This is a genomic window from Streptomyces sp. NPDC048523 (genome assembly GCF_043199815.1).
Lineage (GTDB): Bacteria > Actinomycetota > Actinomycetes > Streptomycetales > Streptomycetaceae > Streptomyces.
On the sequence record NZ_JBICWQ010000005.1, the window covers coordinates 400,699 to 425,473 of the forward strand.

Sequence of the window (24,775 nt, forward strand, 5' to 3'; positions counted from 1 at the left end):
CTCCACCCCACGTGAACCGATCGCCCCGCTCGTGACGATGAGAGGGTGAACCGATCTTTTTGAAGGGGGACCTCCGTGAGGGAGAACGCCGTTCGGCCCGCTCTGTGCAGCGTGCGTGGATCCGCCCGGCTCCTCGAGGGCGGGCTCGGGCTCGCCGGGGGTGCCTGGGCGTTGCGGGCCCTGTGGCACGTTCGGCTCGCCGTGGCCGGGGAGCCCGCCTCGGGGCCGCCGGACCAGGGCGAGGGACGGCACCGGCCGCTGACCGCCCTGGAGGACTCGTACCACCTGGTCAGCACGGCCGGAAGCATCCTCACCCTGCTCTGCGCGGCCCTGTTCATCGGCTGGCTGGGGCGGATGCGGGACAACGCGCGGGCCCTGTCCGGCGAGCCCCCGCGCTACGCCGGCATCTGGGTCTACGTCTCCTGGTTCGTGCCGCTCGCCAACCTCTGGATCCCGCGCGGCATCGTCGCCGACATCCACCACAAGAGCGCCCCGGACCGGAAGCTGCCCGCCGTCGTGAACGTGTGGTGGGCGCTGTGGCTGATCGGCATGGTCACCGGGGTGGGGTTGATGTACGACGGCGACACGGACGACGTCATCGCCCGCGCCTATCACGGCGTCACCACACTCCTGGTCGCCGATCTCGCCGTCGTCGGCGCGGCCGTGGCCGGGATCCTCATGGTGCGCGCCCTGACCGCCGTACAACTTGTGCACATCGACACCCAGTTGCGTACGCCGGGTGGTGATCCCTTGAAGGAAACCGTCAGGGCGTTTGATCGGTATTGAGGGCACTTACTGTTGCGCCTACGTGACAGCCCCCCACCCACAGGATCGCCATGCGTACCGTCCCCTCCGTCATGGCCGTCTGCGCGTCGGCCCTTCTGCTCACCTCCTGCTCAGTGGGCGGCAGCAACACCTCGGTGAGCCCCAAGAAGGGCGACGACATCAACCTGGGCCTGCTGCTGCCCGACCGGGACACCAGCCGCTTCGACCGGTTCGACTTCCCCCTCATCAAGAAGCAGGTGGCGACCCTCACCCACGGCAAGGGCAGGGTCACCTACGCCAACGCCGGGGCGAGCGCGAAGCGGCAGAGCCAGCAGTTCGAGCAGATGGTCGCCGACAAGGTGGACGTGATCCTGGTGGACGCGGTCGACGCCAAGGCGATCGGGCCGGACGTCCGGAAGGCGAAGGACGCGGGCATCCCCGTCATCGCCTACGACCGGCTCGCCCAGGGTCCGATCGACGCCTATGTCTCGCACGACAACGAACTCGTCGGCGAGGTGCAGGGCCGGGCCATCGTCGAGGCGCTCGGCGACAAGGCCGAGACCAGCAAGATCGTGATGATGAACGGCTCGCCCGCCGACCCCAACACCGCGCTCTTCAAGAAGGGCGCGCTGGACGAGCTCAACAGCAAGGTCGTCATAGCCAAGCAGTACGACACCCGGGAATGGCTGCCGTCGGTCGCCAAGGCCAACATGAAGGAGGCGATCGCCTCCTTCGGGCTGAAGAACATCGCCGCCGTGTACTCGGCCAACGACGACATGGCCGGCGCGGTCATCGACGAGCTCAAGGAGGCGGGAGCCACCAAGATCCCGCCGGTCACCGGTCAGGACGCGACCCTCGCCGCCGTGCAGCGGGTGGTGTCGGGCGAGCAGTACATGACCGTGTACAAGTCGTTCCTGCTGGAGGCGACCAACGCGGCACAGATCGCGGTCTACAAGATCCAGGGCCGCGACCTCCAGTTCGACGCGCTGATCCGCGACAAGGTCGACAGCCCCGACCAGAAGGACATCCCGTCGCTGCTGGTGCCGGTGGTCGCGCTGACCAAGGACAACATCGAGCAGACGGTGATCAAGGACGACGTCTACACCGTGCAGCAGATCTGCACCGCCGAGTACGCGGCGGACTGCGCGGCGATCGGCCTCAAGTAGGGGTGGAGGTACAGCAGGCTGTACTTTCTGCCTCCTGGCCGTACTGCGAACTCCTTTTCCGCCTAGGGTCGTTCTCCTCAAGCCCGAGGGAGTTCGCATGGCCACCGCCGACGTCAAGGGCCTTGTCGTGGGCACCGCGACCACCGCGGCCGCCGCGCTCGGCCAACTGGTCTCCGGACTCGGTACGGCGGTCCTCACCCCGTTCGTGCTGCTGTGGCTGGTGCTGGCGCCCGGCGGGGTGCGCGTGCTGCACGCGCTGGCCGGCATGGAACGCGTCCGGCTCGCCCGCTGGGGCCCCGAGGTGATCGCCCCCGCACCGCCGCCGACGCGGCTGCGGGCCGCCCTCGGCGATCCCACGACCCGGCGCGAACTGCTGTGGCTGGTCCGGCATCTGGCGTTGGGCCTGCCGCTGGGCCTGGTCGGCTTCGTCCTGCCGGTGCTCGCGCTGCGGGACACCGCGTTCCCGCTGTACTGGCGGCTCGCCCCGAAGGACTCGACCGCCACGTCCATCGGGATCGGCGTCGCGCACTCCTGGCCGGACGCCCTCGCGGTGTGCCTGCTCGGCGTGGGCTGGATCGCCATCCTCCTGGGGCTCACGCCCGGCATGGCCCGGCTCCAGGCGAAGCCGGGGCGCCGGCTCCTGTCGGCCGGTCCCGACGCCGATCTGTCCCTGCGGGTCGCCGAGCTGACCGCGACCCGGGCCGCCGCGCTGGACGCCCACGCCACCGAACTGCGGCGCATCGAACGCTCCCTGCACGACGGCACCCAGAACCGCATCGTCACGGTGACCGTGCTGCTCGGAGCCGCCCGCCGGATGGTCGCCCGGGACCCGGCCGGCGCCGACGAACTCCTGGAGCGGGCCCAGTCCGCGGCCGAACAGGCGCTGGCCGAGCTGCGGTCCGTCTCCCGCAGCATCCTGCCGCCGGTGCTCGCGGACCGGGGCCTCGCAGGGGCGCTGACCGGGCTCGCGGCGCAGAGCGCGGTGCCGTGCGCGGTCGACGTGGAGGTGGCCCGGCGCTGTGCCGCGTCAGTCGAGGCGACCGCGTACTTCGTCGTCGCCGAGGCGCTCACCAACATCGCCAAGCACAGCGGGGCGTCCCGGGCCACGGTCACGGTCCGCGCCCAGGGCCCCCGGCTCCTGCTGCGGATCACGGACGACGGCCGGGGCGGCGCCGACGAGCACGCCGGCTCCGGTCTCACCGGCATCCGCCGCCGCGTCGCCGCCCACGACGGCACCCTCGGCCTGACGAGCCCACCGGGCGGCCCCACGACCCTGGAGGCGGAGCTGCCGTGCGGGCTGTGATCCCGGACGGCACGGGGTGTTGGCCCCCGGAGAGCCCACCGGGCCGCTGCTTCGCGTGGTCCGCGAGGCCGACCAGGGCCAGCAGCAACGGTGCCCCCGTCCGGGCCAGCGCCCCTCGCCCGACCCGCCGAACAACCCCGGAGGTGGACCTGCCATGCGGATCGTGATCGCCGAGGACGACCCCCTGCTGCGGGAGGGGCTCGCGCTGCTGCTGCGTGCCGAGGGCCTGGACGTGGTCGGCACGGCCGGCACCGCCGAGGGGGCGCTCGACGCCATCGAGACGCACCAGCCCGACGTGGCCATCCTCGACGTACGGATGCCGCCCACGCACACCGACGAGGGGGTCCGCGCGGCCGTCGAGGCCCGGCGGCGCAGGCCCGGCCTCGCCGTCCTGGTGCTGTCCGCCTATGTCGAGCAGAGCTTCGCGACCGAGCTGCTGACCGGCGGCGTCGGCGGGCTCGGCTATCTGCTCAAGGAACGGGTCGGCCGGGTCGAGGAGTTCCTCGACGCGCTGCGCCGGGTGGCGTCCGGCGGCACCGCCATCGACCCCGAGGTCGTCGCCCAGCTGTTCACGCGCTCCCACCAGGACGTACGGCTGGAGCGGCTCAGCCCACGCGAGAAGGAGGTGCTCGCCCTGATGGCCGAGGGGCTCGGCAACAGCGCCGTCGCGGAGCGGCTGTTCGTCACCGACGGGGCCGTGCACAAGCACATCCGGAGCATCTTCGCGAAGCTCGATCTGGCGCCCACGGACCAGGTCGACCGGCGCGTGGCGGCCGTACTGCACTATCTGGAGGACGCGCGGCGACGGTCGTAGTACAGCCTGCTGCACCGGAGTCGGGCCCTTGGCGGCAATGATCCGCGGGCTCGGAGCCGGTGTGCTGGACGCATCACAGAAGCCCCCTTCGAAGGGACCCCGCGATGAGCGTCCACACCCCCGTCGACATCGAGACCCGACCACTCGCGCACGAGGCCGGCGGCCTGCGCGGAAGCATCCGACGCAACCCCCTGACCTGGTTCTTCACCCTGGCCTTCGCGCTGAGCTGGGCCGCCTGGACACCGTACGTCCTGTCCGCGAACGGCCTCGGCGTCTGGCACTTCGCCTTCCCCGGCGGCCGCGCGGGCAGCCAGCTCGCCGGCGTCCTGCCCGGCGCCTACCTCGGCCCGATCGCCTCGGCCCTGCTGGTCACCGGGATCACGGAGGGACGCGCGGGCCTGCGGGCCTGGCGGGCCAGGATGACGAAGTTCAGGGTGAGCGCGCGCTGGTACCTGGCCGTCCTGCTCGCGGTGCCGGCCGCGCTGACCCTCGCCTCGGCCGCGCTGGCCGGCCGCGGACCCGAACTGCCGTCCGCCATGATCCTCGCCGCGTACCTCCCCGGACTGCTCGTCCAGATGATCACCACCGGTCTCGCGGAGGAGCCCGGCTGGCGGGAGTTCGCGATGCCGCGGATGCAGCGCCGCCACGGCCCCCTGACCGCGACCCTCGTCGTCGGCGCGCTGTGGGGCTGCTGGCACCTGCCGCTGTTCCTGACTCAGTGGGGCGGCGGACCGCACCTCGCGTGGACCGTGCCGGTGGAGTTCATCGCGATGACCATCACCTTCAGCTGCGTGATGACCTGGGTGTTCAACACGTCCGGCGAGAGCATGCCGCTGGTCATGCTGCTGCACACCGGCGTCAACAACTTCTTCTCCCTGGCCTGGACGGACATGTTCCCCTCGCTGTCCGAGGGCGAGGTCGCCCACGCCCTCGTCCTCAGCACGACGGCGGCGGCCCTGATCCTGCTGGCCGCGACCCGGGGCCGGCTGGGCCTGCCCCGGCGTGACCCGCATGCCCACGGCTGACCCGCCGCGCACGAACGGGCTCCGGCGCGCGGCTACTTCTGCGCCCCTCCCGCGAGCTGGAGGGAGATGCGCCGCAGCACCTCCGCGGAGGTGTCGGTGCGGCCCTCGTCGTGGGCCTCGGCCAGCTGGACGAAGGCGAACGCGAAACAGTGGGCGATGCTCGCGATGGCGGGCCCCAGCTCCTCCACCACCGCGTCCGCCGCCGCCTGGCCACTGGCGTCCGCCGGGAGGTGGATCCGTGGCAGGGTCTCCACCAGCAACGCGGAGACCGCCCCGGTCAGCGAGACCTGCTGGTCGGGGTGTTCGCGGACCTGCCGCCGCATCTCCAGTGCCTCGGTGAGAATGCCGACGACGTTCTGCATGATCTCGCGCTGTTCCATGGCCGCAGAGTAAGCGCTGCATGTGGTGCAGGACACAGGAACCCGGGACCGGGGTGCGGAGCGTTACGGGTGTGAGGGAAACAGAAGTGGCGGAACCGGAGCGGGCGCGGATACGGGCCGGTGACCGGGCGGCGTTCGGCGAGCTGTACGACCGGTACGCGCGGGCGGTCTACAACCACGCCCTGCGGCTGACCGGGAACTGGGCGGACGCCGAGGAGGCGATGTCCGAGACGTTCCTCGCCGCCTGGCGGACCAGGGAGAGCGTGGAGCCGGAGGGCGGCTCGCTCAAGCCCTGGCTGCTCGGCATCGCCACCCACAAGGCACACAACGCCAACCGGGGGCTGCGCCGCAGGCTTGCCTTCCTGGCACGCACTCCCGAGCCGCGCCCGGTCGAGGACTTCGCCGAGGAGACCGCGGGCCGGATCGACGACGCACGGCGGCTCGCGGTGGTGCACCGCGCCCTGGCCGGGCTCAAGCGGCAGGACCGTGAGGTGTTCGCGCTGTGCGTGTCGGCCGGCCTCGACTACCGGCAGGCCGCCGAGGCCCTGGGCGTCCCCGTCGGCACCGTGCGCTCCCGGCTGTCGCGGGCCCGGGCCCGGCTCGCCCGGCTGAGTGCGCAGGCGGAACCGCCCCCGGCCCACGGAGAGATGGAGAGTGAGGCCGCGCTCGCGGCCCTGTTCCTGAAGGAGGAGACCCGATGAGCGAGGCCGAGGAAGTGCTGACGGCCACGGCGGAATGGGACCTCCCGCCGGAGCGCCACCGTCACTTCAAGGACGTACTGATGCAGCAGATCGACCAGGACCGGAATCAGGACCTGAACCACGACCAGGACCCTTCCGTACGGCCCTCCGTCCGGCGCCGGTTCACGCGCCCCGCCGTTCTGGTGCCCCTCGCCTCGGCGGCCCTGGCGGGCGCGCTGCTGGTGACCCTGTCCGTGGACGGCCGTGGTCCGGCGACCGGGGCCACCCCGTCGGCGAGGGCCGCGGGGGCCTCCGTCACCCTGAACCGGATCGCCACGGCCGCCATGGCGAGCGACGCGATCCGGGTGCGGGACGACCAGTTCGTGTACGTCAGGACGCTGTTGCGCGTCAACAAGGGCGACTTCAGCGGCCCGATCCGGATGGGCGCCCTGCACACCGAGGAACGGTGGATGGCGCAGGACCCCGACCCGCTCCACATCACCGGGTGGATCCGGGAGAGCGGCAAGGACGCGATCATGCCCGACGAGATGATCCCGATCGAGAACACCGACGCCGTCCCGGCGGGCCCCGACCACCCGACCTACCGGTGGCTGGCCTCGCTGCCCACCGACCCGGACGCCCTGCTGCAACGGCTCTCCCAGGCGGCCAGGCCGGTCGAGGGCGAATCGCGGGACCAGGCGGTCTTCTCCCTGATCGGCAACCTGATCAGCGGAACCGTCATGCCGCCCGCCAACGCCGCCGCCTTCTACCGGGCGGCCGCCAGACTGCCCGGAGTGCGGGAGATCCCGGACGCCGTCGACGCGGCCGGCCGCCACGGCATCGCCATCACCCTGGACGACACCGGCTTCGCGACCCGCGACGAGTGGATCTTCGACAAGGAGACCCTCACCCTCCTCGGCACCCGCTTCTACATCACCGATCCCGACCGGGGCATCACGACCGAGACCCTGGCCGGCACCACCGCCGTGATGAAGACCGCGGTCGTCGACGCCAAGGGCGAGGCACCCGCCCGGGCCGCGTCCCGCTGACGTCCCCTTGACGTCCTGTTGATGCCTGTTGGCGCACAATGGCCGCCATGAGCATCGTCAAGATCAACGTACTCACGGTTCCCGAGGAGCAGCGCGAGACGCTGGAGAAGCGGTTCGCCGCACGGGCGGGGACCGTGGACAGCGCGGACGGCTTCGAGTGGTTCGAGTTGCTGCGCCCCGTCGAGGGCACCGACACCTACCTCGTCTACACACGCTGGCGGGACGAGGAGTCGTTCAAGGCGTGGATGGAGGGGTCGATGAAGGCGGCCCACCAGGGCGGCGGCGAGGGCGGCGGTGAGGGCGGAGGCGAGCGTCCCCGGCCCGCCGCGAGCGGGTCGACGCTGTGGAGCTTCGAGGTCGTCCAGCAGGCCGCGCCCAAGTAGGGGGACGGCGGGGGCCCCGGACCGTGTGTCCGGGGCCCCCTTCCGTGCTCTTCCGTGCTCTGCTGACGTCCTCTACAGCGTGACCTGGCGGCCGCCGAGGGTCACCACGAGGCTGCCGTTCGAGGCGAACGACCAGCCCAGGGCCCCGGAGTACGCGGAGCAGCGGGACCCGTTGGTGCCGGACCAGAACTGGTTCGAGCTGTCGGAGTCGCCGATGATCCGGTCGTTGGTGCCACTGCTGGAGCGGCACGAGGTGTTGTTCCGGAACACCGAGGTGCCGCCGTCGAAGTTGAAGTTGCGCTGGGCGTTGTCGATGCTCAGGTTGTTGGAGATCGTCATCGTGCCCGGGTTGCTGTTGAAGGTGAACCCGTGCTTGCCGTTGCCGAAGGCGATGCTGCGCCTGACGACATGGTTGACGGGTATGTCCTCGCCGCCGAGCTTGTAGCCGTTGCGGTCGCCGGCGCCGGCCTGTGAGCCGTCGCTGAGGGTGCCGTTGTTGTAGGAGAGGGAGTCCTCGATGGTCACCGGGCCGATCGCGCCGGTGTCGGACTTGGTGTAGAGGTCCCAGCCGTCGTCGATGTTGTTGTGCGAGACGGCGTACCGGAAGACGTTCCCGGTGCCGGTGGTGAGCTTGGCGGCGAAGCCGTCGGCGTCCTCGCCGTCGGAGTCGGCGTTGTCGTGCGACTCGGCGCTGAGGATCAGGTTGTTGGCCGGCCAGGCGCTGCTCGGGGTGGTGGAGGCGATCCGGCCGAGCTGGAGGCCGGTGTCCCGGTTGAAGCGGGTCACCGTGCGCTCGACGACGTTGTTGCTGCCGCCGATGTAGATGCCGTTGTCGCCGGCGTGCTCGACGACCAGGCCGTAGATCTTCCAGTAGTCGGCGTTGAGCTGGATCCCGCGGTTGGAGGAACTCTCGGTCTGTGCCGAGAAGTTGAGCACCGGTGTCTCGCCCGGGTAGGCGGAGAGGGTGGTGCGGGCGGCGGAGCTGCCGTTGTTGCCGGCCGGGATGGTCACCGTCGAGGAGTAGGCGTACGTCCCCCCGCGCAGGTAGATCGTGCCGCCGGCGGAGATGCGGCTGATCGCCGAGGTGAGGGTGGTGGGAGCGGTCACCGTGCCGGCCGCGCTGTCGGTGCCGCTCGGCGACACGTACAGGGCGCTGCTCGACGGCGGCGGGGTCGTCGTGCCGGACGTCTCGGCGTCCAGGTAGTCGACGTTGGGCAGACCGGTCGCGGCGGTCGGGTTCAGCCGGACGGTGTTGCTGCCGGCGTTCACCGGGACGGTGAGCGTCTTCGTGGTCCAGCCGGTCCAGGTGCCGGTGGACTCGAAGGACGCCGAGGAGACCGTCGTGCCGTTCACGATGATGTTCGCGGGGCGGGCGGTGGTGGTGCCGTTGGCGAAGCGGACGCTCAGGGTCGCCGTGCCCGATGCGGGTGCGGACACGGTGAACTGGGCGTACGCGCCGGTGGCGTTGGTGCCGTTGCAGAATCCGCTGCCGGAGTAGCCGGCGTACTCGGTCTCGACGGCTCCGGTGCAGATGGCGGGGGATGTCTCCGCCTCGTAGCGGGTGGTGGCGGCATGTGCCGCGGTGGTGCCGGACAGTGCGACGAGCGTGCCGGCGATGAGGCCGACGGATGCGATGACTGGTCTCAGGTGCATCGTTCGTCTCCATGGTGTGCGGCGACGGGGGCACGTATCGTTCGGAAGGTAAGCGCTTGCCATGGTCGCGTCAACGGTTATGCATGTGATCGTTGTTCATGTACGCGAATTGGATACGGTGGCGGCATGACGCTCTTCGTGAAGATCTGCGGCCTGAGGACCGAGCAGGACGTCGACACGGCGGTCGAGGCCGGTGCCGATGCCATCGGGTTCGTCTTCTCCGACAGTCCGCGCCGGATCGACCCGGCCAGGGCGGCACGGCTGGCCGCCAGGGTCCCCGAGAGCGTCCTCACGGTGGGCGTGTTCCGCCGCGAGCCCCTCGACCACGTCCGCTCCGTGGCCGCCGAGTCGGGCATCGGGGCGGTCCAGCTGCACGGTCCCGAGGACCGCGACTTCTACGCCGAACTCGCCAAGGGCGGCTGGACCCTGATCCGCGCGGCCGCCTTCGGCGACTCGGTGCCGCGCTGCGGTGAGCTGGGCGAGGACATGCTGCTCCTCGACGCCCCGGTGCCGGGCTCCGGCATCGCGTGGGACTGGTCGCGCAGGCAGCCGGCGGGCGCGGGCGAGAGGTGGCTGCTCGCGGGGGGCCTCACCCCGGAGAACGTACGCGAGGCCGTGGACGTCACCCGCCCCTGGGGCGTCGACGTCTCCAGCGGCGTGGAGGCAAGCCGGGGCGTCAAGGACCCGGCCTTGATCAAGGCGTTCGTGGAGGCGGCGCGCGCGGGGGCCGCCACCTCGGAGTGAGTCTCCGGGGGCGTCGGTGCTCGGCCGGGGCAGCGCCGTGGGCAGCTGCGCTGGGCTGGGCGGGGCGCCTACGGGGGTGCCGGGGGAGGTTGTCGGGCGGCTGCGGGTGTTTTGTGGCTGGTCACGCAGTTCCCCGCGCCCCTGGGGGTCTGCCGTGGTCGCCGGCTTTCCGTTGCCCGCGACCCCGGGAGTGTGCCGCGTCCGCCGAACCGGTCGGCGGACGCGGCTACTTGGGTTACTTCGACGCCGACGGGGTCGCCGTGTCCGCCGGTGCCCCCTTCAGCGGTACGAACGCCAGCGCGTCCCATGCGATCGACGCGTCGCCGGTGCCGTCCGCCGTGGCCGAGCTCAGGGAGACGCTCGGAGTGCCCTTGAACTCGTAGGAGCCCAGGGAGACCCAGGTGTTCTTGCCGCCCGTGTCCTGGGAGATCGTCTTCTCCACGACCGTGCCGTCACCGAGGTCGATGCGGTACGTCGCCGACGGCGTGTTGGCCTCGTGGTCGGGCAGGTGCACCATGACCTCCGCCCGGCCGCCGATCTTCCGGTCCGGAGTCCAGGTGCCGGTGACGACGGAGTCGGTGAAGCTCGGTACCCGGGTGTGGGTGAGCCAGAAGTGCCCGCCGAAGCCCGCGCCCAGCTGATGGAAGTCGATCTTCGAGGGGTGGACGGTCGCGCCGTTCTGCTGAGCCGACCCGAAGGTGAACCGCAGCGTGCCCCGGCTGGTCCAGTTCCGCCGGCCCGCGCAGGGGTCGACCGCACCCACCCGGAACTTCACCGTGTTCGGCACGTCGTCCACGATCAGGGCGCCGGCCGGGAGCGTGGACGTGCAGGCGGCCGGATGAGGGGCCGCGACCTTCGGCTCGGGGTCGCCCGCCTGGTACTCGAGGACCTCGGTGCCGCAGGTGGCCGTGCAGTCGGTCCAGCTCACCGGCTGGTTCCACCAGCACTTGAAGTCGTCCCGCTGGCAGGGCCCCTCGGGCTGGCTGGAGCCCTCGACCTTGCGCGGCTTGGTGATGTCGCAGTCGTTGGCCGTGGGCTTGCAGAACGTGTCGTGCGCGGGCTCGGCCGCAGGCGCGCCCGCGGGCCAGTCGCCGACGGTGAACGCCCTGACGGTCGCCCCGGTCGCCGGGTCGGTCTTCTGCTGCGAGTAGGCCGCCCAGCCCAGCACCCGCTCCGGGTACGTCCACAGGTTGGGGTTGCGGGCGTCGTCGTAGCCGGCGGACAGGAACATCGTGCGGTCGGCCGGGTAGAGGCCGTTGGCCGGGTTGTTGAACCAGCCCAGGCCCCAGGGCGCCGTGGCGTCCGTCGAGCTGGGCAGATTGAAGCCGCTGTTGTAGGCCCACAGCGCGAGCCACCAGTTCTCCAGGTACTTCGGGTCGCCGCCGTTGACGAGCAGGCCCTTGTCGTAGAGCTGGTTCCACTTGTCCTGGAGGATCTGGAGCCCCGCGGCGATGTTGGCCGCGTAGTCCACGGTGATCGCCTGCTGCTGCTCGGCGGTGTACGTGGTGTCCGCCTTCGCCATCCCGCTGGTCACCTGGGCGATGCCGTAACCGCAGTCGGCGGCAGCCCAGTTGACGGTGTGGACGCTGCCGGCGTTGCCGTAGTAGCCGCCCTGGATGAAGTTGCCGCTCTCGCCCGCGGCTGCCCGGGAGCTCGCCTGGAGCAGGTTGGACTCCTGTGAGAGCACGCCGAGCATGATCTGCGCGGGGACCCGGCCGCCGCCCTTGAGCGGGGTGGACGGGAACAGGCCCTGCGGGGTGTACGAGGGCAGCTCGCTGCCGTTCCAGCCGCTGCGGCGGCGCACGTCGAGCTTGCCCCGCACGGCGAGGTCGGTCGCCCACTCGGCCTGCGCGGTCGAGGGCTGGAGCGACTGGAGCTCGGGGTCGTTGCGGGTGACGGCGCAGGCGCGGTCGGGGTCGGTGGTGGAGGTGGACGGGTCGTCGTCGCCCGGGGTGACGCTGTCGGTGTGCACGCCGTCGGACAGGGCCGGGGACTGCTCTGCGCCCTGGGACTTCCGGGAGATCTTCGGCTTCACCGTGAAGTCGACGGTGCTGTCGCTGCCGGGCAGCACCGCGCCGATCCCGACGGACGGGGCGATGTCGGCAGCGGACTTCCTGCCGCCGGCCGCCTCGGTGCCGTTGCCGACGGAGGTCAGCGCGAGGCCGCCGGTGGTGGAGACCTCCGCGGAGGCGGGCACGTCCAGCGTCCGCCAGCTCTTCGGCAGGGTCTTCACGGCGTCCCCGGCGTCCGCGCCGGTCACGAAGACCCGGCCGCCGTTGCCGTGCACCGCGAGGGCGCCGAGCGCGCCGGAGCCGAGGAGGCGGTCGGAGCCCGCCGAGGTGACCCGGTGGACCTGCACCTTCTTCCCCGTGGGCACCTGGTAGGCGAGCCCGCGGTGCGCGTCCGGCACCAGCCGGAACGGCGTGCTCCCGGTCCTGGCAAGGGTGCTGGTCGCGCCCTTGGCGTCCACCGAGACCACCGAGTCGCCCAGGGCGGCGGCGATCCCGTTCCCGAAGGGCACGGCGGAGGTGAGCTGACCGGCGACGGTCTGCTGCCGGACCAGCTCTCCCTTCTCGGCGTCGACGGTGAGCAGTTGCGTGCCGGCGCCCTGCGGCCGGGTCAAAACGGCCTGTTCGCCGTCGCCGCAGCCCGGGTTGAAGTAGGCGAGGGAGACCAGTTCGGGCAGCTTGGTCACCCTGCCGCTCGCCAGGTCGACCACGGCCGCGAACGCGCCCTGCTGGAAGCCCTGTTGGTCGTTGACGGCCTGCCGGGGCGCGTAGACCACGACGGCACGGTCACCGGACCCGGTCACACAGGTCTGGCCGATCCACTGGTCGGTGTCGACGCCGGGCTCGGACAGGGTGGCCGCGGTGTGCCACCGGTAGGCGTCGGCCGCGTCGGCGACCAGGACGTGCAGTCCGGTGCCGTCCCCGTCGTAGGTGACGATGCGGTCGCCGGACTTCTGCCATCCGGCGGGCAGTTGGGAGGTGTCGGTGACGCGGTCCGCCGCCGGCGCGGTCGTGGGGTCGGCGGAGTCGGTCAGGGCCGCCGAGGCCAGCGGGGCGATGAGGGCCAGCGAGAGCACGGACATCGCGCCGGCCGCCGCTATACGGCCGCGGCGGCTTTTCGGCACCCGCCAGCGGTGTCTTCCGCTCGAGTTTTCACGGAAAGTACGCAAGGAATTCCGTCCGGTCATTGCAAAGGTCAAGGTGGGGTACCGGCTTCGACGTTCCCCCGGGCCGGTGACGCGGAAGTTATCAGTCCGCTATGACCGCAATGGGAGTCGTGGGTGATCTACCGGGCGGTATCCACGAAATATCCACGGGAATCCACCAACGAATTTCCTTTTGCCGGAGTCTCCTTTGATGACATCCCCCACGCACCACAAGGAACAGTGAACGTGTTGATGAACAGCAGACGTCTCAAAGTGGCCTTCGTGGCCGCGGCCATGACCCTCGCGGGTCTCGCGGCGGCCGGTCCCGCGGCGGCCACCACCGTTCCCCGGGCGACGGCCGTAAAGGCCCAACAGCCCGCCGTACCCGTCGACTTCGTGGACCTGCCCAGCAGTGCCCTCGTGGCCGACGGCGAGCAGCACCAGGTCACCGTCACCTACCGCAACGACACTTCGGCGGACCGGACCGTCGCCCCGCAGCTCCTGGTGGAGTCGCCGGACGCGGGCCCGTTCCTCGACCCGTCGGACGTCGTGGTCGAGCAGCGCACCGCGCACGGCTGCTGGCGACCCGTGGAGACCGCGAGCCAGACCGGCACGCTCTTCACCGACCTGACGAGCGCTCAGCGCACCCTCCACGCCGGCCGGACCCTCACCCAGGTCTACCGGATCACGGTCGTCGACCCGGCCGCCCAGGGCACCGTGCAGCCGCGGATCGCGCTGTACTAGACCGGTTTGTCGTGACGCGAGAGGGCCCGGGCCTCCCCTGGAGACCCGGGCCCTCACACCGCTAACGCAGCGAACCGATGCGGTCGACCCGGTCGCTCACGCCGTTGCGCAACTCGCTCAGCGTCGTGCCGGGCGGCGCCACCGTGGGCTCGGACGGCGGCGGCTGGGTCTCGTCCGCGCAACTCGCGCCGCGGGCCGGGACCTTCAGGTCCACCAGGTAGTCCGTGATGGCGTCGGACGCGCACGCGCTGCGGCCGAAGGCGGTGTGCCCCTCGGCCCGGAACGTGAGCAGGCGGCCGTTGTCCAGCTCACGGGAGAGGGCCACCGCGTCCTGGTACGGGGTGTCCGGGTCACCGGTGTTGCCGATGACGAGGATCGGCGCGGAGCCCTTCGCGTGGAAGTTGCCGGCGTAGCGGCTGGTGTGCTCGCCCTGCCACTGCACACACGCCGTGGCGTGCTGGTGGTCGTAGGTCGGCGGGCCGAAGGCCATGGCCGGGCCCAGCAGCGGAGCCAGCCTGGCGTTGGTCGTCACCTCGCGCTGGAGCCGGTCCAGGTCGGCCGGGTACTTCTTGTCGACGCACTCGACCACGACGTTCGGGTTGAGGAAGTCGAAGCTGGCCGGGGACGGCGGCCGCAGCAGGAACGAGGTGTTGTCGCGCAGCTGCGCCTTGCGCAGGGCCTCGCCGAAGGACGGCCAGATGACCTTGCCCTCGTTGATGTTGAACATCAGCCGGTAGACCAGGGTGTAGCCGTTCGCCCGGCCCCCGTTCGCGGTCGGCACCGGGTTGGCGTCCAGGTCCGCCTTCAGCTTCTCGAACGCCCCGCGCGGGTCGCCGTCACCGAAGCCGCAGGTCGCCTGGTCGGCCTTGCACCAGTCCAGGAAACGGCTCATGGCCCCGTCCAGGGCGAGGTACTGCGGCCGGTCATAGGCGTAGGGCCGGCTGGTGTAGTGCTCCGGGTCGTACGCCCCGTCGAGCGCGAGCGCGCGGACCCGCTTCGGGAACATCGCGGCGTAGACCGTACCTATGTAGGAGCCGAACGACCGCCCGTAGTACGTCAGTTGCTTCTCGCCCAGGGCCTGGCGCAGCAGGTCGATGTCCCGGGCAACGTACTGGGTGCCGACGTACGGCAGCAGGTCGCCGGCGTTGTTCTGGCAGGCCTGGTCGAAGTCGGCGGCCTGCCGGAGCGCGGGCTCGTAGGCGTCGGGACCCGGGACGCCCTTGGCGGCGGTGACGGCGCCGGTGTAGGTCGGGTCGTCCCAGCACACGACCTGCGAGCTGCGGCCGACGCCCCGCACGTCATACCCGAACACATCGAAGTCGTCGCGCAGTTGGGTCGGCAGGTCCGCGTAGTTGTTGCGCACGAAGTCCACCCCGGAGTTGCCGGGGCCGCCGGGCTGCAGGAACAGCGTGCCCTTGCGGTGGGCGGGGTCGGCCGCCTTCTTGCGTATGACGGCCAGGGTGAGGGTCCTGCCCTGCGGCTCCCGGTAGTCCAGGGGCACCTGGGCGTCGGCGCACTCGAAGCCGCCCTGACAGTCCGACCAGGTCAGGGTCGGCACGGTCGGTGTGTGCTGCGGGGCCGCCGAGACCGGGGACCCGGTCCAGGCCACGGTGAGCGCGCTCACCGCTGCTCCCGCGAGCCTTATTCGTCTGAACTTCACTGTCTCTGTTCCCCCTTGGGGCTGGTCAAGCCTCAATGAACTGGTCGTCTCACAGAGGAAACACAGAAAAAGACGCGCCACGGTTCCCGCGCCCCGGTTCCCGCCTCCCGCTTCCGGCAGTAGTCCCGGGGGCTGACTCGGGGGCGGTCGCGTACTGCGTTCTCAGTAGCGGGGAATGTCGGCAGGCGCACGACGACGCGGGGGGTCTCGTCCGGTCAGCCTGGGTGGACTGTTCGGCATCAGATGTGGAGACCCTCGCCGTGGCTGCTTTTCTCTACCGTGTGGGCCGCCTGGCCTTCCGGCGACGCTGGTACGTCGCCCTGGTCTGGGCGGCCGTCCTGGCCGCCGTCGGGCTGGGGGCCCTGAAGGCGCCCGGCGCGGCCGACGAGGGGTTCTCGATGCCGGGCATCGAGTCCCAGAAGGCGTTCGACCTCATGGAACAGCGCTTCCCGGGGGCCACGGCCGACGGCGCGACCGCGCGGGTCGTCTTCGTCGCGCCGAACGGTGAGAAGGTCACCGCGGCCGGCCACAGGAAGGCCGTCGAGGACGCCGTCGCCGACCTGGCCGACGGCTCGCAGGTCGCGTCCGCCGTGGACCCGTTCCGGGCCAAGGCGGTGAGCAAGGACGGCACGACGGCGTACGCGACCGTCAGCTACAAGGTCGCCGCGAACGACCTCACCGACGCCGACAGGCACCAGCTGGAGCAGGCCATCGATGAGGCCCGGGACAGCGGGCTGACCGTCGACGCAGGGGGCAGCGCCATGGCCGACGGCGGTGGCGCGGGCGGTGCGGCCGAGATGATCGGTGTCGCCATCGCCGCGGTCGTCCTCCTCGTCACCTTCGGCTCGCTGGCCGCCGCCGGACTCCCGCTGCTGACCGCGCTCATCGGCGTCGGCGTCAGCATGGCCTCGATCCTCGCCCTCTCCAGCGCCCTCGGCCTGTCCACCACCACCGGCACCCTGGCGATGATGCTGGGCCTCGCGGTCGGCATCGACTACGCCCTGTTCGTCGTCTCCCGCTACCGGGAGGAGCGCGCCAAGGGCCGGGCACCCCAGGAGGCGACGTCCCTCGCGGTCGGTACGGCCGGCTCCGCGGTCGTCTTCGCGGGCCTGACCGTCGTCATCGCGCTCGCCGGACTCTCGGTCGTCGGGATCCCGATGCTCACCAAGATGGGCCTGGCCGCGGCGGGCGCGGTCGTCGTCGCCGTCCTCGTCGCGCTGACCCTGGTCCCGGCGTTCCTCGGCTTCTGGCCGAACGCGGTACTGCGCCGCAAGGACCGCAAGAACGGCCGTACGGGCCAGGACGCCGAGGACAACGGCGGCACCCGCTGGGCCCGGTTCGTGCTGCGCCGCCCGCTGCCCGTGCTGCTGCTCGGTGTGGTCGGCCTCGGCGCCCTCGCCCTGCCGATGACCGGCCTCCAGCTGGGCATGCCCGGCGACGAGGCCAAGCCGACCTCCACCACCGAACGCCGGGCCTACGACGCGCTCGCCGAGGGCTTCGGACCGGGCTTCAACGGCCCGCTGACCGTCGTGGTGGACGCGAAGGGGGACGACGACGCCAAGGGGGCGGCGTCGGCGATCGCGAAGGAGATCGGCGCGACCGAGGGTGTCGTGTCCGTCTCCCCGGCGCGCTTCAACGAGGCCGGTGACACCGCCGTCTTCTCGGTCGTACCGTCCACCGCGCCGACCGACGAGAAGACCAAGGACCTGGTCACCACGATCCGCGGCGAGCGCCCCGGCGTCGAGTCCGGGACCGGCGCCACCTTCGAGGTCACCGGCACCACCGCGCTGAACATCGACATCTCGGAGAAGGTGCAGTCCGCGCTGGTGCCGTACCTGATCGTCGTGGTGGGCCTCGCGATCGTGCTGCTGCTGGTGGTCTTCCGCTCCCTGCTCGTCCCGCTGAAGGCGGCCCTCGGCTTCCTGCTCTCCGTCCTGGCCTCCCTAGGCACGGTCGTCGTGGTCTTCCAGGAGGGCCACGGCGCCTCACTCCTGGGCGTGGAGACCACCGGCCCGATCATGAGCCTGATGCCGATCTTCCTGGTCGGCATCGTCTTCGGCCTCGCCATGGACTACGAGGTCTTCCTGGTCTCCCGGATGCGCGAGGCGTACGTCCACGGCGAGACGTCCCACCAGGCCGTCACCTCCGGATTCCGGCACAGCGCCCGGGTGGTCGTGGCCGCGGCCCTGATCATGATCGCGGTCTTCGCCGGGTTCATCGGCGAGAGCGACTCCATGATCAAGATGATCGGCTTCGGCCTGGCCACCGCCGTCCTCCTCGACGCCTTCGTGGTCCGCATGGCCATCGTGCCCGCCGTGCTCGCCCTGCTCGGCGACAAGGCGTGGTGGCTGCCGAAGTGGCTGGACCGGGCCCTGCCCCGGGTGGATGTCGAGGGCGAGGCCCTCACCAGGGCGGCCGACACTCCCGAGCCGGCGCCCGCCGGCCAGGAGGCCGTGCGCGTGTGACCCCACCCCCCGCCAGGGGCCGCCCGTGTCGTACGGCACGGGCGGCCCCGTTGGCTCACCATGGGGCCCTGGCCACCCACCGGAGACCACGATGATCACGAGCCCGGACCGGCGCTATGCGGACCGCCTGGAGCACTTCTCGGACCGCCATCCCTTCCTCGTCGACCTGGCCCTGGTCATGGCGCTGATGGGTTCCGCGACGCTCGGCGCCTCGCTCACGCTGCCCGGGGCCGCGCCGCCGGACGACGACAGGCTGGCCGTGGTCCTCATGGGCGTGTCCTGCCTCGCCCTGCTCAAGCACCGCACCCACCCGCGCGTCACCGTCGTGGTCAACGCGGTCTGCGCCACGGTCGTGATCGCGCAGGGCTACCTCCTCACCCCCCTGCTGCTGGGTCCCGTCATGGCCTCGCTGTACTGGCTGGCCACCTTGACCGAGCGGACGACCATCCGCGCCTACGGCCTGTCGACCATGGTGGTGCTGACGCTCGCGGCGGCCTTCTCCGACTCGATGGGCCATGTGTCGCTGATCCTGCGGACCGTCGGCCCCGTCTTCTGGCTGCTGCTGCCGCTGGCGGCCGGCACCATGACCCGGCTGCGGCGCGCCTATTTCGAGGCCACCCGGGCCCGCGCCGAACACGCCGAGCGCACCCGCGAGGAGGAGGCGCGGCTCCGGGTCACCGAGGAACGCATGCGGATCGCAAGGGAGTTGCACGACGTCGTGGCCCACCACCTGGCCCTCGCCAACGCCCAGGCCGGCACCGCCGAACACCTCGCGCTCGCCAACCCCGAGCAAACCAGGCGGATCCTGCACGACCTCACCGGTACGACCTCCTCGGCACTGCGCGAACTGAAGGCGACGCTCGGCCTGTTGCGGCAGACCGACGACGAGGGCGCCCCGCTGGAGCCGGCCCCCGGCCTCGCCCGGCTGCCCGAGCTGGTCTCCTCGTGCGCCTCCGCGGGGATCGCCGTCACCGTCACCACGGAGGGGGAGCCGCAGCCCCTCTCCCCGGGCGTGGACCTGACCGCGTTCCGGATCGTGCAGGAGGCGCTCACCAACGTCACTAAGCACGCCGCCACCCAGACCGCCCACGTCCGCTTCGTCTACGACGGCCCCCGCCTCCTCATCACGGTCACCGACGAGGGCATGCCCACCGCGGCCGCCGAGCCGGCGAAGGGCTTCGGCGTCATGGGCATGCGCGAACGCGCCCACTCCGTCGGCGGTGAACTCCGCGTGGGACCGCGCCCGGAAGGCGGCTTCGAGGTGAGTACGGCACTGCCGTTGCAGCCGGCGGTGAGCGGGGAGGAGGAGCGGGGGACGGTGTGAGGGGCCCTGTGTCCGTCGTCCTGGTTTCCTGGGTGTGGACGCGATCACCGGCAACGACGTGGAGGGACTGGTGACGAGCTGTGGCTGACGTGGATCTCGACCGGGCACTGGAGGTCGCGACGGAACTCGCGGTCTGGGCTGCGGAGGCGATCCGGCGCCCGCGCGACCCGGCTGCCGAGGTGCGGGAGAAGGACGGACCCGCGGACATCGTGACCGCCACCGACGAGGCGGTGGAGACCCACACCCGCGAGGTGCTCGGGCGGGCCTTCCCCGACCACGGGATCGTCGGCGAGGAGTACGGCACGACGGAGGGCTCGGCCGGCGCCCCGCACTGGGTGATCGACCCGGTCGACGGCACCACCAACTACGCCCACGGACTGGGCTGGTGCTCCTTCTCGCTGGGCCTGGCAGCCGCCGACGGCACCCCGCTGCTCGGCGTGGTCGCGGACCCCTGGCGAGGCGAGACGTTCACGGCCGTCCAGGGCCGCGGGGCGTACCTGAACGGCACCCGGGTGCACGCGGCCGCCCACACCAGCCTCACCGGCCATGTCTTCCTCACCGAGTGGGCCGCGCATGCCCACTGGCCCGGCATGGACGCCCTCCTCGCCGAACTCGCCGACCGGCACTGCACGGTGCGCGTGATGGGATCGACGGCACTGTCCCTCGCGCAGGTGGCGGCGGGCCGGGCGACCGCGGCGGCGATCGGCTCCTTCCACGCCGTCGACGGACTCCCGGCGCTGCTCATCGCGCGCGAGGCGGGAGCGGTGGCACTGCCCGAACTCCCGTCCCACAACCAACCCCTGCTGCTCGTGGCACCCGGCGCCGCCGAGGAGACGACCGACCTCTGGCACAGATCGGGGGCGGCGGCCGGCTGATGGCTTCCCGGTCGAGATCTGACCAGGAGATAACCGTCAGTGAGGCATCAAGAGACCGGCCGGAGCACATACTTCAGCAAGCGGGGAAGTCCCGGGGAACTCCGACGGGGAGCGGCTTGATGAACGCCGATGGTGCGGGTCTTGGCAGGGTCCAGGTGCGGCTCAAGTGGGATCCGAGCGCCTACGGGGAACCGGCCCGGCACCTCGACATCGTCGCCGCGACCTACGCGGCGGGCGACCCGTACGGACGGCCGGAGTACCTCGTGCACACCGAGAGCCGCTCCCCGGACGGCACGATCACCATGACCCGGCACAGCGAGACCGGCCTCGGCCTCGGCTACGTCGAGGTGATGGAGCTGGAGTTCGAGCGCCTGTCGTCCGCCTACGGCCGGGTGGTGGTCGGCGTCGCCATCCACCAGAACGGCGGCCCCCGCACCTTCGGCGACCTCTCCCACGCCGGAGTGCTGGTCGTCGAGGGCTACCGGCAACTCCTGTCCGACGACTTCACGCGCCTCACGGACGCCACGGCCGCGACGATCGCGGAGTTCACCCGGGACACCTCCGGGTCATGGCACCTCGGAGAACTGATCCGCGGCTTCGACAGCGACCCGGCGGCCTTCATGGCGGAGATGGGCAGCGTACGGGGGTGAGGGACCCGGCGGCACTGAGCCGGCGGGGGCGCGCGGCGGGCGCCGGGGAAGCGGCGGCCGGGCAGGCGGACCACGGCGTTGTTGCCGCCGACCGGCGGGGTGCGACCGAGCCCCGAGGACCCTGGTGGCACCCCCTTCCGGGCCGTCCACGACGGTCTCCGGGACGGACTCCGCGGGTCGTGGCCCGTTGCGTGTTCGTATCGGTCCTGGACAGACGGCGCGGGCCGGGCGGCCGTAGGCGCATACTGAGGAAGATGACAAAGCCTGCTGCACAGAAGCGTCACTTGCCCACCAGCCCCTTCAAGGCACCGGTCGCACCCGCTCCCAAGCACTTCGCGGTGGGCGACCAGGTCACACACGACATGTACGGTCTCGGCCGGGTGATCGGCGTCGAGGACGGAATCGCGGTGCTCGTCGATTTCGGCTCGTCGCAGATGCGGATCCTGAGTCCGTACTCGAAGATGACCAAGCTGTAGGAGAAAGGACCCTCTCTCATCGATCTGACCTCGCTGTTCTCCGCCCCCGAAGGGCAGCCCCAGCGCACCCCCGCGGCCCTGCCGCCCCCCACCACGAACCCCTTCCAGGCCCCGGACTTCGGGGACGACGAGGACGAGACCTTCCCGCGGCCCGAAGCGGCCTAGCTCCCGTCACGTCACCTGAACAAAAGACCCCCGCCTCACCGAGGGTGCGGTGAGGTCGGACAGTGCTGCCCGGTGAACTCCTTTCCGTAGTCGCCGTCCGGAGCGCGGATCACCCAGTGGACGCGCTTCTGGGTCGTGCCGTCACCCTGGCCCGCGCCGTGCGCGTCGGCCAGGGGACCCGGATTCCGGCAGCCGGCCTCGTCAGCCGTACCTGCGCCACGCCCGCCCTTTGTGCCGCGTGTGCCCAAGCTCACCCTGTGCGTGTCCTGTGATGCTGCCGTGATTCCGCACAGCCCGTGCCCAGTGAGGCATGCGAGCGTGATTTCCGGTTAGGCGCACCGGGATTACTCGTTTCAGCGGGCAGGTGGGAAGAGATCTCTTTCATGGCGAAGGCACCGGACTCGACGGCTGTGGCGGACACGGAGCAGGAAGGAGCGGATCCGGCGGTCGGCGTCCGCAGACCCCCGGCCCCGGTCGCACCCCGTGCGAGCCGGGGTTTTCCGTCCGCGGTGTCCCGCACCGGCCGGGTGAGCGGTCTGGACGGACTGCGCACCCTCGCGGTCGCGCTGGTCATCGTCCACCACGTGGAGCCCGACGTGCTGCCGGGCGGCGCGGTCGCCGTGGACGTCTTCTTCACCATCAGCGGCTTCGTCATCACCCGCCTGCTGATCGCCGAGTACGTCCGCCGCGGCGGCATCTCCCTCATGTCCTTCTACCGCCGCCGCTGGCTGCGGCTGGTCCCCGCCCTGCTGGCCCTGTGCGCGGTCTGCGTACTGCTCGCGTCGACGACCTCCCTGTGGGGCTTCGACGGGTCACTCCAGGCCGCGGGCCTGTCGGCCGCCTTCCTCACCAACGTCGTACGGGCCATGGAGTCCGGCCCCTACTCCGACCTCACGAGTCCGCTCGCCCACACCTGGTCCCTCGGCGTGGAGGAGCAGTTCTACCTGCTGTGGCCGCTGGCCCTGCTCTTCCTCCTACGACGGGTCCGGGCCCGCACGGTCCTGCTCTGCACCGCCGCCCTGTGCGTGCTCCCCCTCCTGTGGCGCTGCGTCCTGTGGAACCCGGAGGCGGCCCACCGCATCTACAACGGCACCGACACCCGCGCCGACCAACTGCTGGCCGGCGCCCTCGTCGCCGTGGCCCTGGCCCGCCTGCGCTCCGACGACCCGCGCCTGGCCGTCCTGCGCACCTGGTCCGGCCGCCTCGCGTGGCCGGCCCTCGCCCTGCTGGGCCTCATCGCCTGGCAGGTACCGGTCACCGAGGACCTCGGCGCCTGGACGGCCGCGTGGTACACCATCGGCTTCCTCGCCGTGGCGGCCCTCTCCGCCACCCTGGTCACCGCCCTGGAACTGCGCCCGGCGGACCGGCTCTCCCGCCTGCTCGCCCTTACCCCCCTGGCCTGGGTGGGCCGCAACCTGAGCTACGGGATCTATCTGTGGCACTACCCGGTGGTGCGGCTCCTGGCCTCCCTCGGCGTGCAGGAGGGACGACTGGCGTGGACGGTGGTGCTGACGCTGCTGATGGCGTTGCTGTCGTACTACGCCGTCGAGCGGCCGTTCCTGCGCAGGGCGCACACGGCGAGGACGCCGGCACCGGCGCTGGCGGCGGCGACGTAGGGGCATCGGTGATCCGCCGCGGCCCGCCGTTTCCTACACTCGCGGGATGAGCAACCACACGTGCGCGCACTGCGGCACCGTCGGTCTGACCGAGGGTTTCATCGAGGACACCGGCGATCACTCCCGTGGCTACGCGCGGTGGATCGAGGGCGCACTGGAGCGGGGCATCTTCGGCGGCGCCAAGCGCATGGGCCGCCCCCGACGCCAGATAGTGGCCCTCCGCTGCCCCAAGTGCGGACACCTCGACCTGTTCGCCACGGACGAGGTGTAGTCAGACGGTCGCCGGGGGCGCCGTCGCCGCGTCGGCGCCCCGGGTTTCCCGCCACCACGACGCACCCCAGGCCAACACCGCGCCAAGCGGCTGGGCCGCCTCCGACGCCGGATAGCGGCTTTCCGCTGCCCCAAGTGCGGACACCTCGACCTGTTCGCCACGGACGAGGTGTAGTCAGACGGTCGCCGGGGGCGCCGTCGGCGCGTCGGCGCCCCGGGTTTCCCGCCACCACGACGCACCCCAGGCCAACGCCGCTCCGCCCACCGCGTACGCCCCCAGCACCCACAGGGCCGAGCTTGTCGCGTGCCCCGAGAAGTAGACCGTGTTGCGGACCAGCGTCGTCCCCGCCCCCGGCGGCAGGGCCTGGCCGATCGCGCTCCAGAAGGCGGGGAGCAGGGGGGCCGGGTAGACGCCGCCCGAGCTCGGGTTGCCGAGGACCACGAAGAGGAGCACGACCAGGCCCGTGCCGAGCAGGCCCAGCAGGGTCTGCAGGGCCAGTGCCGTGGCCGCCGAGGCCAGGACCGTCAGCGTTCCGATCGCGCTCAGCGCCCAGAAGTGGCCGCCCAGGGCGTCGAACACCGGGCCCACGATCACCGCTCCGGCGACGCCCGACACCACCGCGTACGGGATCAGGACCGCCAGGCGGATCAGGGTGCGGGGGCGGTTCGCGGGGCGGGAGCCGGACGCCATGCCCATGATGGTCGCCGTGAGGTAGCCGCCGATCACCCAGCCCAGGACCAGGTAGAAGGACGTCATGCCGCGGCCGTCGCCGGGGTTCGGAGGGCGGATGTCCGTCACCGAGATCTGGCGCTTCTCGGACGCCTCGATCTTCTGGGCGATCTGGGTGGCCGTCTGGGAGACGGACGGGCCGCCCGCCGAGGCGACGAGCAGGGTGTCCTCGGTGCCGTTCGGGTTGAAGAGGAAGGCCGCGTCCGTGCGGCGCGTCATGACCCACTCGCGGGCAACGGCCGTACTGGAGGCCGCCGTCGCCTTCACCGGTTCGCCGTCCAGTGCGTTGAGCTGGGCGACGATCTTCGCCGATGCCTGCTGGGGGGCCACCACGGCCACCGGGATGCGCTGCGGGGTGGGGGAGTGGAAGGCGCCGACGTACGAGACCACGAAGGCCAGTTGGACCAGCAGGCCACCGAGGACCAGGCCGAACGCCCGGAGCGTCACGGCGTCCTTGAACTCCGCGGCGAATCCAGGTGACTTGGGGGCCGGCTCCGTGGGGGGAGTACCGGCGGAAGGACTGGAGGGTGCGTTCACGGGCGCATCGTCGCACAGGCGGATGAATTCACTGTTCCGTTTACCGTCACGCATGAACCGGGCACCCCGACAGACCCAACCACCGGAAGACGAACCCGCCGGAGCCAGATGCGCGGAGCCGGACCCGCCCGGGGGCCAGGCCGCCGG

At 71.5% G+C, this 24,775-nt stretch carries 22 protein-coding genes and 1 pseudogene; 17 read left to right on the forward strand and 6 right to left on the reverse strand.

Annotation, left to right across the window (positions count from 1 at the left end):
* The first annotated feature begins 75 nt into the window (after positions 1-75).
* From ACGFWE_RS27415 to ACGFWE_RS27425, 3 genes are all read left to right on the forward strand, one after another.
* Positions 76-786, forward strand: coding sequence for a DUF4328 domain-containing protein (locus ACGFWE_RS27415; RefSeq protein ID WP_393602406.1), 711 nt, complete (start codon positions 76-78; stop codon positions 784-786).
* Positions 787-836: 50 nt separating this feature from the next.
* Entirely contained in the window at positions 837-1,931 is a 1,095-nt protein-coding gene (locus ACGFWE_RS27420; RefSeq protein WP_393602408.1) for a sugar ABC transporter substrate-binding protein, read from the forward strand.
* A gap of 97 nt (positions 1,932-2,028) precedes the next feature.
* Positions 2,029-3,234 (forward strand): sensor histidine kinase, encoded by a 1,206-nt coding sequence (locus ACGFWE_RS27425; protein ID WP_393602410.1) that lies wholly within the window; start codon positions 2,029-2,031, stop codon positions 3,232-3,234.
* 19 nt (positions 3,235-3,253) lie between these two features.
* Here ACGFWE_RS27425 and ACGFWE_RS27430 read toward each other — a convergent pair.
* Positions 3,254-3,322 (reverse strand): annotated as a pseudogene (locus ACGFWE_RS27430) (ABC transporter ATP-binding protein); the annotation flags it as partial.
* A gap of 66 nt (positions 3,323-3,388) precedes the next feature.
* On the opposite strand from ACGFWE_RS27430, the gene ACGFWE_RS27435 reads away from it, so the two are divergent.
* A complete protein-coding gene (locus ACGFWE_RS27435) occupies positions 3,389-4,048 on the forward strand; it encodes a response regulator transcription factor (RefSeq protein WP_352387428.1) in 660 nt (219 codons plus the stop codon).
* Between the two features lie 104 nt (positions 4,049-4,152).
* Positions 4,153-5,073 carry a CPBP family intramembrane glutamic endopeptidase gene (locus tag ACGFWE_RS27440; RefSeq protein ID WP_393602412.1) on the forward strand — a complete coding sequence of 307 codons (921 nt, stop codon included), beginning with the start codon at positions 4,153-4,155 and terminating at the stop codon, positions 5,071-5,073.
* A gap of 32 nt (positions 5,074-5,105) precedes the next feature.
* Here the strand turns inward: ACGFWE_RS27440 and ACGFWE_RS27445 are convergent, their stop codons facing one another.
* On the reverse strand, positions 5,106-5,453 hold the full coding sequence (locus tag ACGFWE_RS27445) for a hypothetical protein (RefSeq protein WP_352387432.1): 348 nt from the start codon (positions 5,451-5,453) through the stop codon (positions 5,106-5,108).
* A 71-nt stretch (positions 5,454-5,524) separates the two neighbouring features.
* Between ACGFWE_RS27445 and ACGFWE_RS27450 the strand changes: the two genes are divergently transcribed.
* Genes ACGFWE_RS27450 through ACGFWE_RS27460 form a run of 3 tightly spaced genes read left to right on the forward strand, consistent with a single transcriptional unit; the run spans position 5,525 to position 7,565 of the window.
* On the forward strand, positions 5,525-6,154 hold the full coding sequence (locus ACGFWE_RS27450; protein WP_393602414.1) for an RNA polymerase sigma factor: 630 nt from the start codon (positions 5,525-5,527) through the stop codon (positions 6,152-6,154).
* Positions 6,151-7,182 (forward strand): CU044_5270 family protein, encoded by a 1,032-nt coding sequence (locus ACGFWE_RS27455; protein WP_393602416.1) that lies wholly within the window; start codon positions 6,151-6,153, stop codon positions 7,180-7,182. The genes ACGFWE_RS27450 and ACGFWE_RS27455 overlap by 4 nt, the downstream gene beginning before the upstream one ends.
* A 47-nt stretch (positions 7,183-7,229) precedes the next feature.
* Entirely contained in the window at positions 7,230-7,565 is a 336-nt protein-coding gene (locus ACGFWE_RS27460; protein ID WP_352387437.1) for an antibiotic biosynthesis monooxygenase, read from the forward strand.
* A 72-nt stretch (positions 7,566-7,637) separates the two neighbouring features.
* Here the strand turns inward: ACGFWE_RS27460 and ACGFWE_RS27465 are convergent, their stop codons facing one another.
* Positions 7,638-9,218 carry a carbohydrate-binding protein gene (locus ACGFWE_RS27465; protein WP_352387439.1) on the reverse strand — a complete coding sequence of 527 codons (1,581 nt, stop codon included), beginning with the start codon at positions 9,216-9,218 and terminating at the stop codon, positions 7,638-7,640.
* 126 nt (positions 9,219-9,344) lie between these two features.
* Here ACGFWE_RS27465 and ACGFWE_RS27470 point away from each other — a divergent pair, with 126 nt between their 5' ends.
* Positions 9,345-9,962 (forward strand): phosphoribosylanthranilate isomerase, encoded by a 618-nt coding sequence (locus tag ACGFWE_RS27470; RefSeq protein WP_393602419.1) that lies wholly within the window; start codon positions 9,345-9,347, stop codon positions 9,960-9,962.
* Positions 9,963-10,197: 235 nt separating this feature from the next.
* Here the strand turns inward: ACGFWE_RS27470 and ACGFWE_RS27475 are convergent, their stop codons facing one another.
* Entirely contained in the window at positions 10,198-13,095 is a 2,898-nt protein-coding gene (locus tag ACGFWE_RS27475; protein WP_393602421.1) for a transglycosylase SLT domain-containing protein, read from the reverse strand.
* A 273-nt stretch (positions 13,096-13,368) separates the two neighbouring features.
* Here ACGFWE_RS27475 and ACGFWE_RS27480 point away from each other — a divergent pair, with 273 nt between their 5' ends.
* Positions 13,369-13,860 carry a signal peptide protein gene (locus ACGFWE_RS27480; RefSeq protein WP_393602423.1) on the forward strand — a complete coding sequence of 164 codons (492 nt, stop codon included), beginning with the start codon at positions 13,369-13,371 and terminating at the stop codon, positions 13,858-13,860.
* 61 nt (positions 13,861-13,921) lie between these two features.
* On the opposite strand, the gene ACGFWE_RS27485 is transcribed toward ACGFWE_RS27480, so the two are convergent.
* Positions 13,922-15,484 carry an alpha/beta hydrolase gene (locus tag ACGFWE_RS27485; protein ID WP_393602424.1) on the reverse strand — a complete coding sequence of 521 codons (1,563 nt, stop codon included), beginning with the start codon at positions 15,482-15,484 and terminating at the stop codon, positions 13,922-13,924.
* Positions 15,485-15,780: 296 nt separating this feature from the next.
* On the opposite strand from ACGFWE_RS27485, the gene ACGFWE_RS27490 reads away from it, so the two are divergent.
* The 7 genes from ACGFWE_RS27490 to ACGFWE_RS27520 all read left to right on the forward strand — a co-directional run bounded on the left by ACGFWE_RS27490 (position 15,781) and on the right by ACGFWE_RS27520 (position 23,362).
* Positions 15,781-17,985, forward strand: a complete 2,205-nt coding sequence (locus tag ACGFWE_RS27490; RefSeq protein WP_393602425.1) for an MMPL family transporter — start codon at positions 15,781-15,783, stop codon at positions 17,983-17,985.
* Between the two features lie 91 nt (positions 17,986-18,076).
* Positions 18,077-19,309: a sensor histidine kinase gene (locus ACGFWE_RS27495; RefSeq protein ID WP_352387449.1), complete on the forward strand. Its 1,233-nt coding sequence runs from the start codon at positions 18,077-18,079 to the stop codon at positions 19,307-19,309.
* Between the two features lie 80 nt (positions 19,310-19,389).
* The gene (locus ACGFWE_RS27500; RefSeq protein ID WP_393602427.1) at positions 19,390-20,184 is read left to right on the forward strand and encodes an inositol monophosphatase family protein; all 795 of its coding nucleotides are present in this window, start codon (positions 19,390-19,392) and stop codon (positions 20,182-20,184) included.
* A gap of 119 nt (positions 20,185-20,303) precedes the next feature.
* A complete protein-coding gene (locus ACGFWE_RS27505) occupies positions 20,304-20,834 on the forward strand; it encodes a TerD family protein (RefSeq protein WP_352387453.1) in 531 nt (176 codons plus the stop codon).
* A gap of 254 nt (positions 20,835-21,088) precedes the next feature.
* Positions 21,089-21,310 (forward strand): hypothetical protein, encoded by a 222-nt coding sequence (locus tag ACGFWE_RS27510; RefSeq protein WP_007383474.1) that lies wholly within the window; start codon positions 21,089-21,091, stop codon positions 21,308-21,310.
* A gap of 548 nt (positions 21,311-21,858) precedes the next feature.
* Positions 21,859-23,091 (forward strand): acyltransferase family protein, encoded by a 1,233-nt coding sequence (locus tag ACGFWE_RS27515; protein ID WP_393602429.1) that lies wholly within the window; start codon positions 21,859-21,861, stop codon positions 23,089-23,091.
* Positions 23,092-23,137: 46 nt separating this feature from the next.
* Positions 23,138-23,362 (forward strand): hypothetical protein, encoded by a 225-nt coding sequence (locus tag ACGFWE_RS27520; protein ID WP_352387458.1) that lies wholly within the window; start codon positions 23,138-23,140, stop codon positions 23,360-23,362.
* A 174-nt stretch (positions 23,363-23,536) separates the two neighbouring features.
* Here the strand turns inward: ACGFWE_RS27520 and ACGFWE_RS27525 are convergent, their stop codons facing one another.
* The gene (locus tag ACGFWE_RS27525) at positions 23,537-24,682 is read right to left on the reverse strand and encodes a DUF3533 domain-containing protein (RefSeq protein WP_393602431.1); all 1,146 of its coding nucleotides are present in this window, start codon (positions 24,680-24,682) and stop codon (positions 23,537-23,539) included.
* Positions 24,683-24,775: the final 93 nt, after the last annotated feature.

Excerpts from the sequence above, each read along its gene's own strand:
- ACGFWE_RS27510 (WP_007383474.1), top strand. The coding sequence starts at position 21,089 with ATGACAAAGCCTGCTGCACAGAAGCGTCACTTGCCCACCAGCCCCTTC.
- ACGFWE_RS27440 (WP_393602412.1), top strand. The coding sequence starts at position 4,153 with ATGAGCGTCCACACCCCCGTCGACATCGAGACCCGACCACTCGCGCAC.
- ACGFWE_RS27455 (WP_393602416.1), top strand. The coding sequence starts at position 6,151 with ATGAGCGAGGCCGAGGAAGTGCTGACGGCCACGGCGGAATGGGACCTC.
- ACGFWE_RS27465 (WP_352387439.1), bottom strand. The coding sequence starts at position 9,218 with ATGCACCTGAGACCAGTCATCGCATCCGTCGGCCTCATCGCCGGCACG.
- ACGFWE_RS27525 (WP_393602431.1), bottom strand. The coding sequence starts at position 24,682 with ATGCGTGACGGTAAACGGAACAGTGAATTCATCCGCCTGTGCGACGAT.
- ACGFWE_RS27435 (WP_352387428.1), top strand. The coding sequence starts at position 3,389 with ATGCGGATCGTGATCGCCGAGGACGACCCCCTGCTGCGGGAGGGGCTC.
- ACGFWE_RS27480 (WP_393602423.1), top strand. The coding sequence starts at position 13,369 with ATGAACAGCAGACGTCTCAAAGTGGCCTTCGTGGCCGCGGCCATGACC.
- ACGFWE_RS27520 (WP_352387458.1), top strand. The coding sequence starts at position 23,138 with ATGAGCAACCACACGTGCGCGCACTGCGGCACCGTCGGTCTGACCGAG.
- ACGFWE_RS27505 (WP_352387453.1), top strand. The coding sequence starts at position 20,304 with ATGAACGCCGATGGTGCGGGTCTTGGCAGGGTCCAGGTGCGGCTCAAG.
- ACGFWE_RS27460 (WP_352387437.1), top strand. The coding sequence starts at position 7,230 with ATGAGCATCGTCAAGATCAACGTACTCACGGTTCCCGAGGAGCAGCGC.
- ACGFWE_RS27470 (WP_393602419.1), top strand. The coding sequence starts at position 9,345 with ATGACGCTCTTCGTGAAGATCTGCGGCCTGAGGACCGAGCAGGACGTC.
- ACGFWE_RS27515 (WP_393602429.1), top strand. The coding sequence starts at position 21,859 with ATGGCGAAGGCACCGGACTCGACGGCTGTGGCGGACACGGAGCAGGAA.
- ACGFWE_RS27495 (WP_352387449.1), top strand. The coding sequence starts at position 18,077 with ATGATCACGAGCCCGGACCGGCGCTATGCGGACCGCCTGGAGCACTTC.
- ACGFWE_RS27425 (WP_393602410.1), top strand. The coding sequence starts at position 2,029 with ATGGCCACCGCCGACGTCAAGGGCCTTGTCGTGGGCACCGCGACCACC.
- ACGFWE_RS27420 (WP_393602408.1), top strand. The coding sequence starts at position 837 with ATGCGTACCGTCCCCTCCGTCATGGCCGTCTGCGCGTCGGCCCTTCTG.
- ACGFWE_RS27445 (WP_352387432.1), bottom strand. The coding sequence starts at position 5,453 with ATGGAACAGCGCGAGATCATGCAGAACGTCGTCGGCATTCTCACCGAG.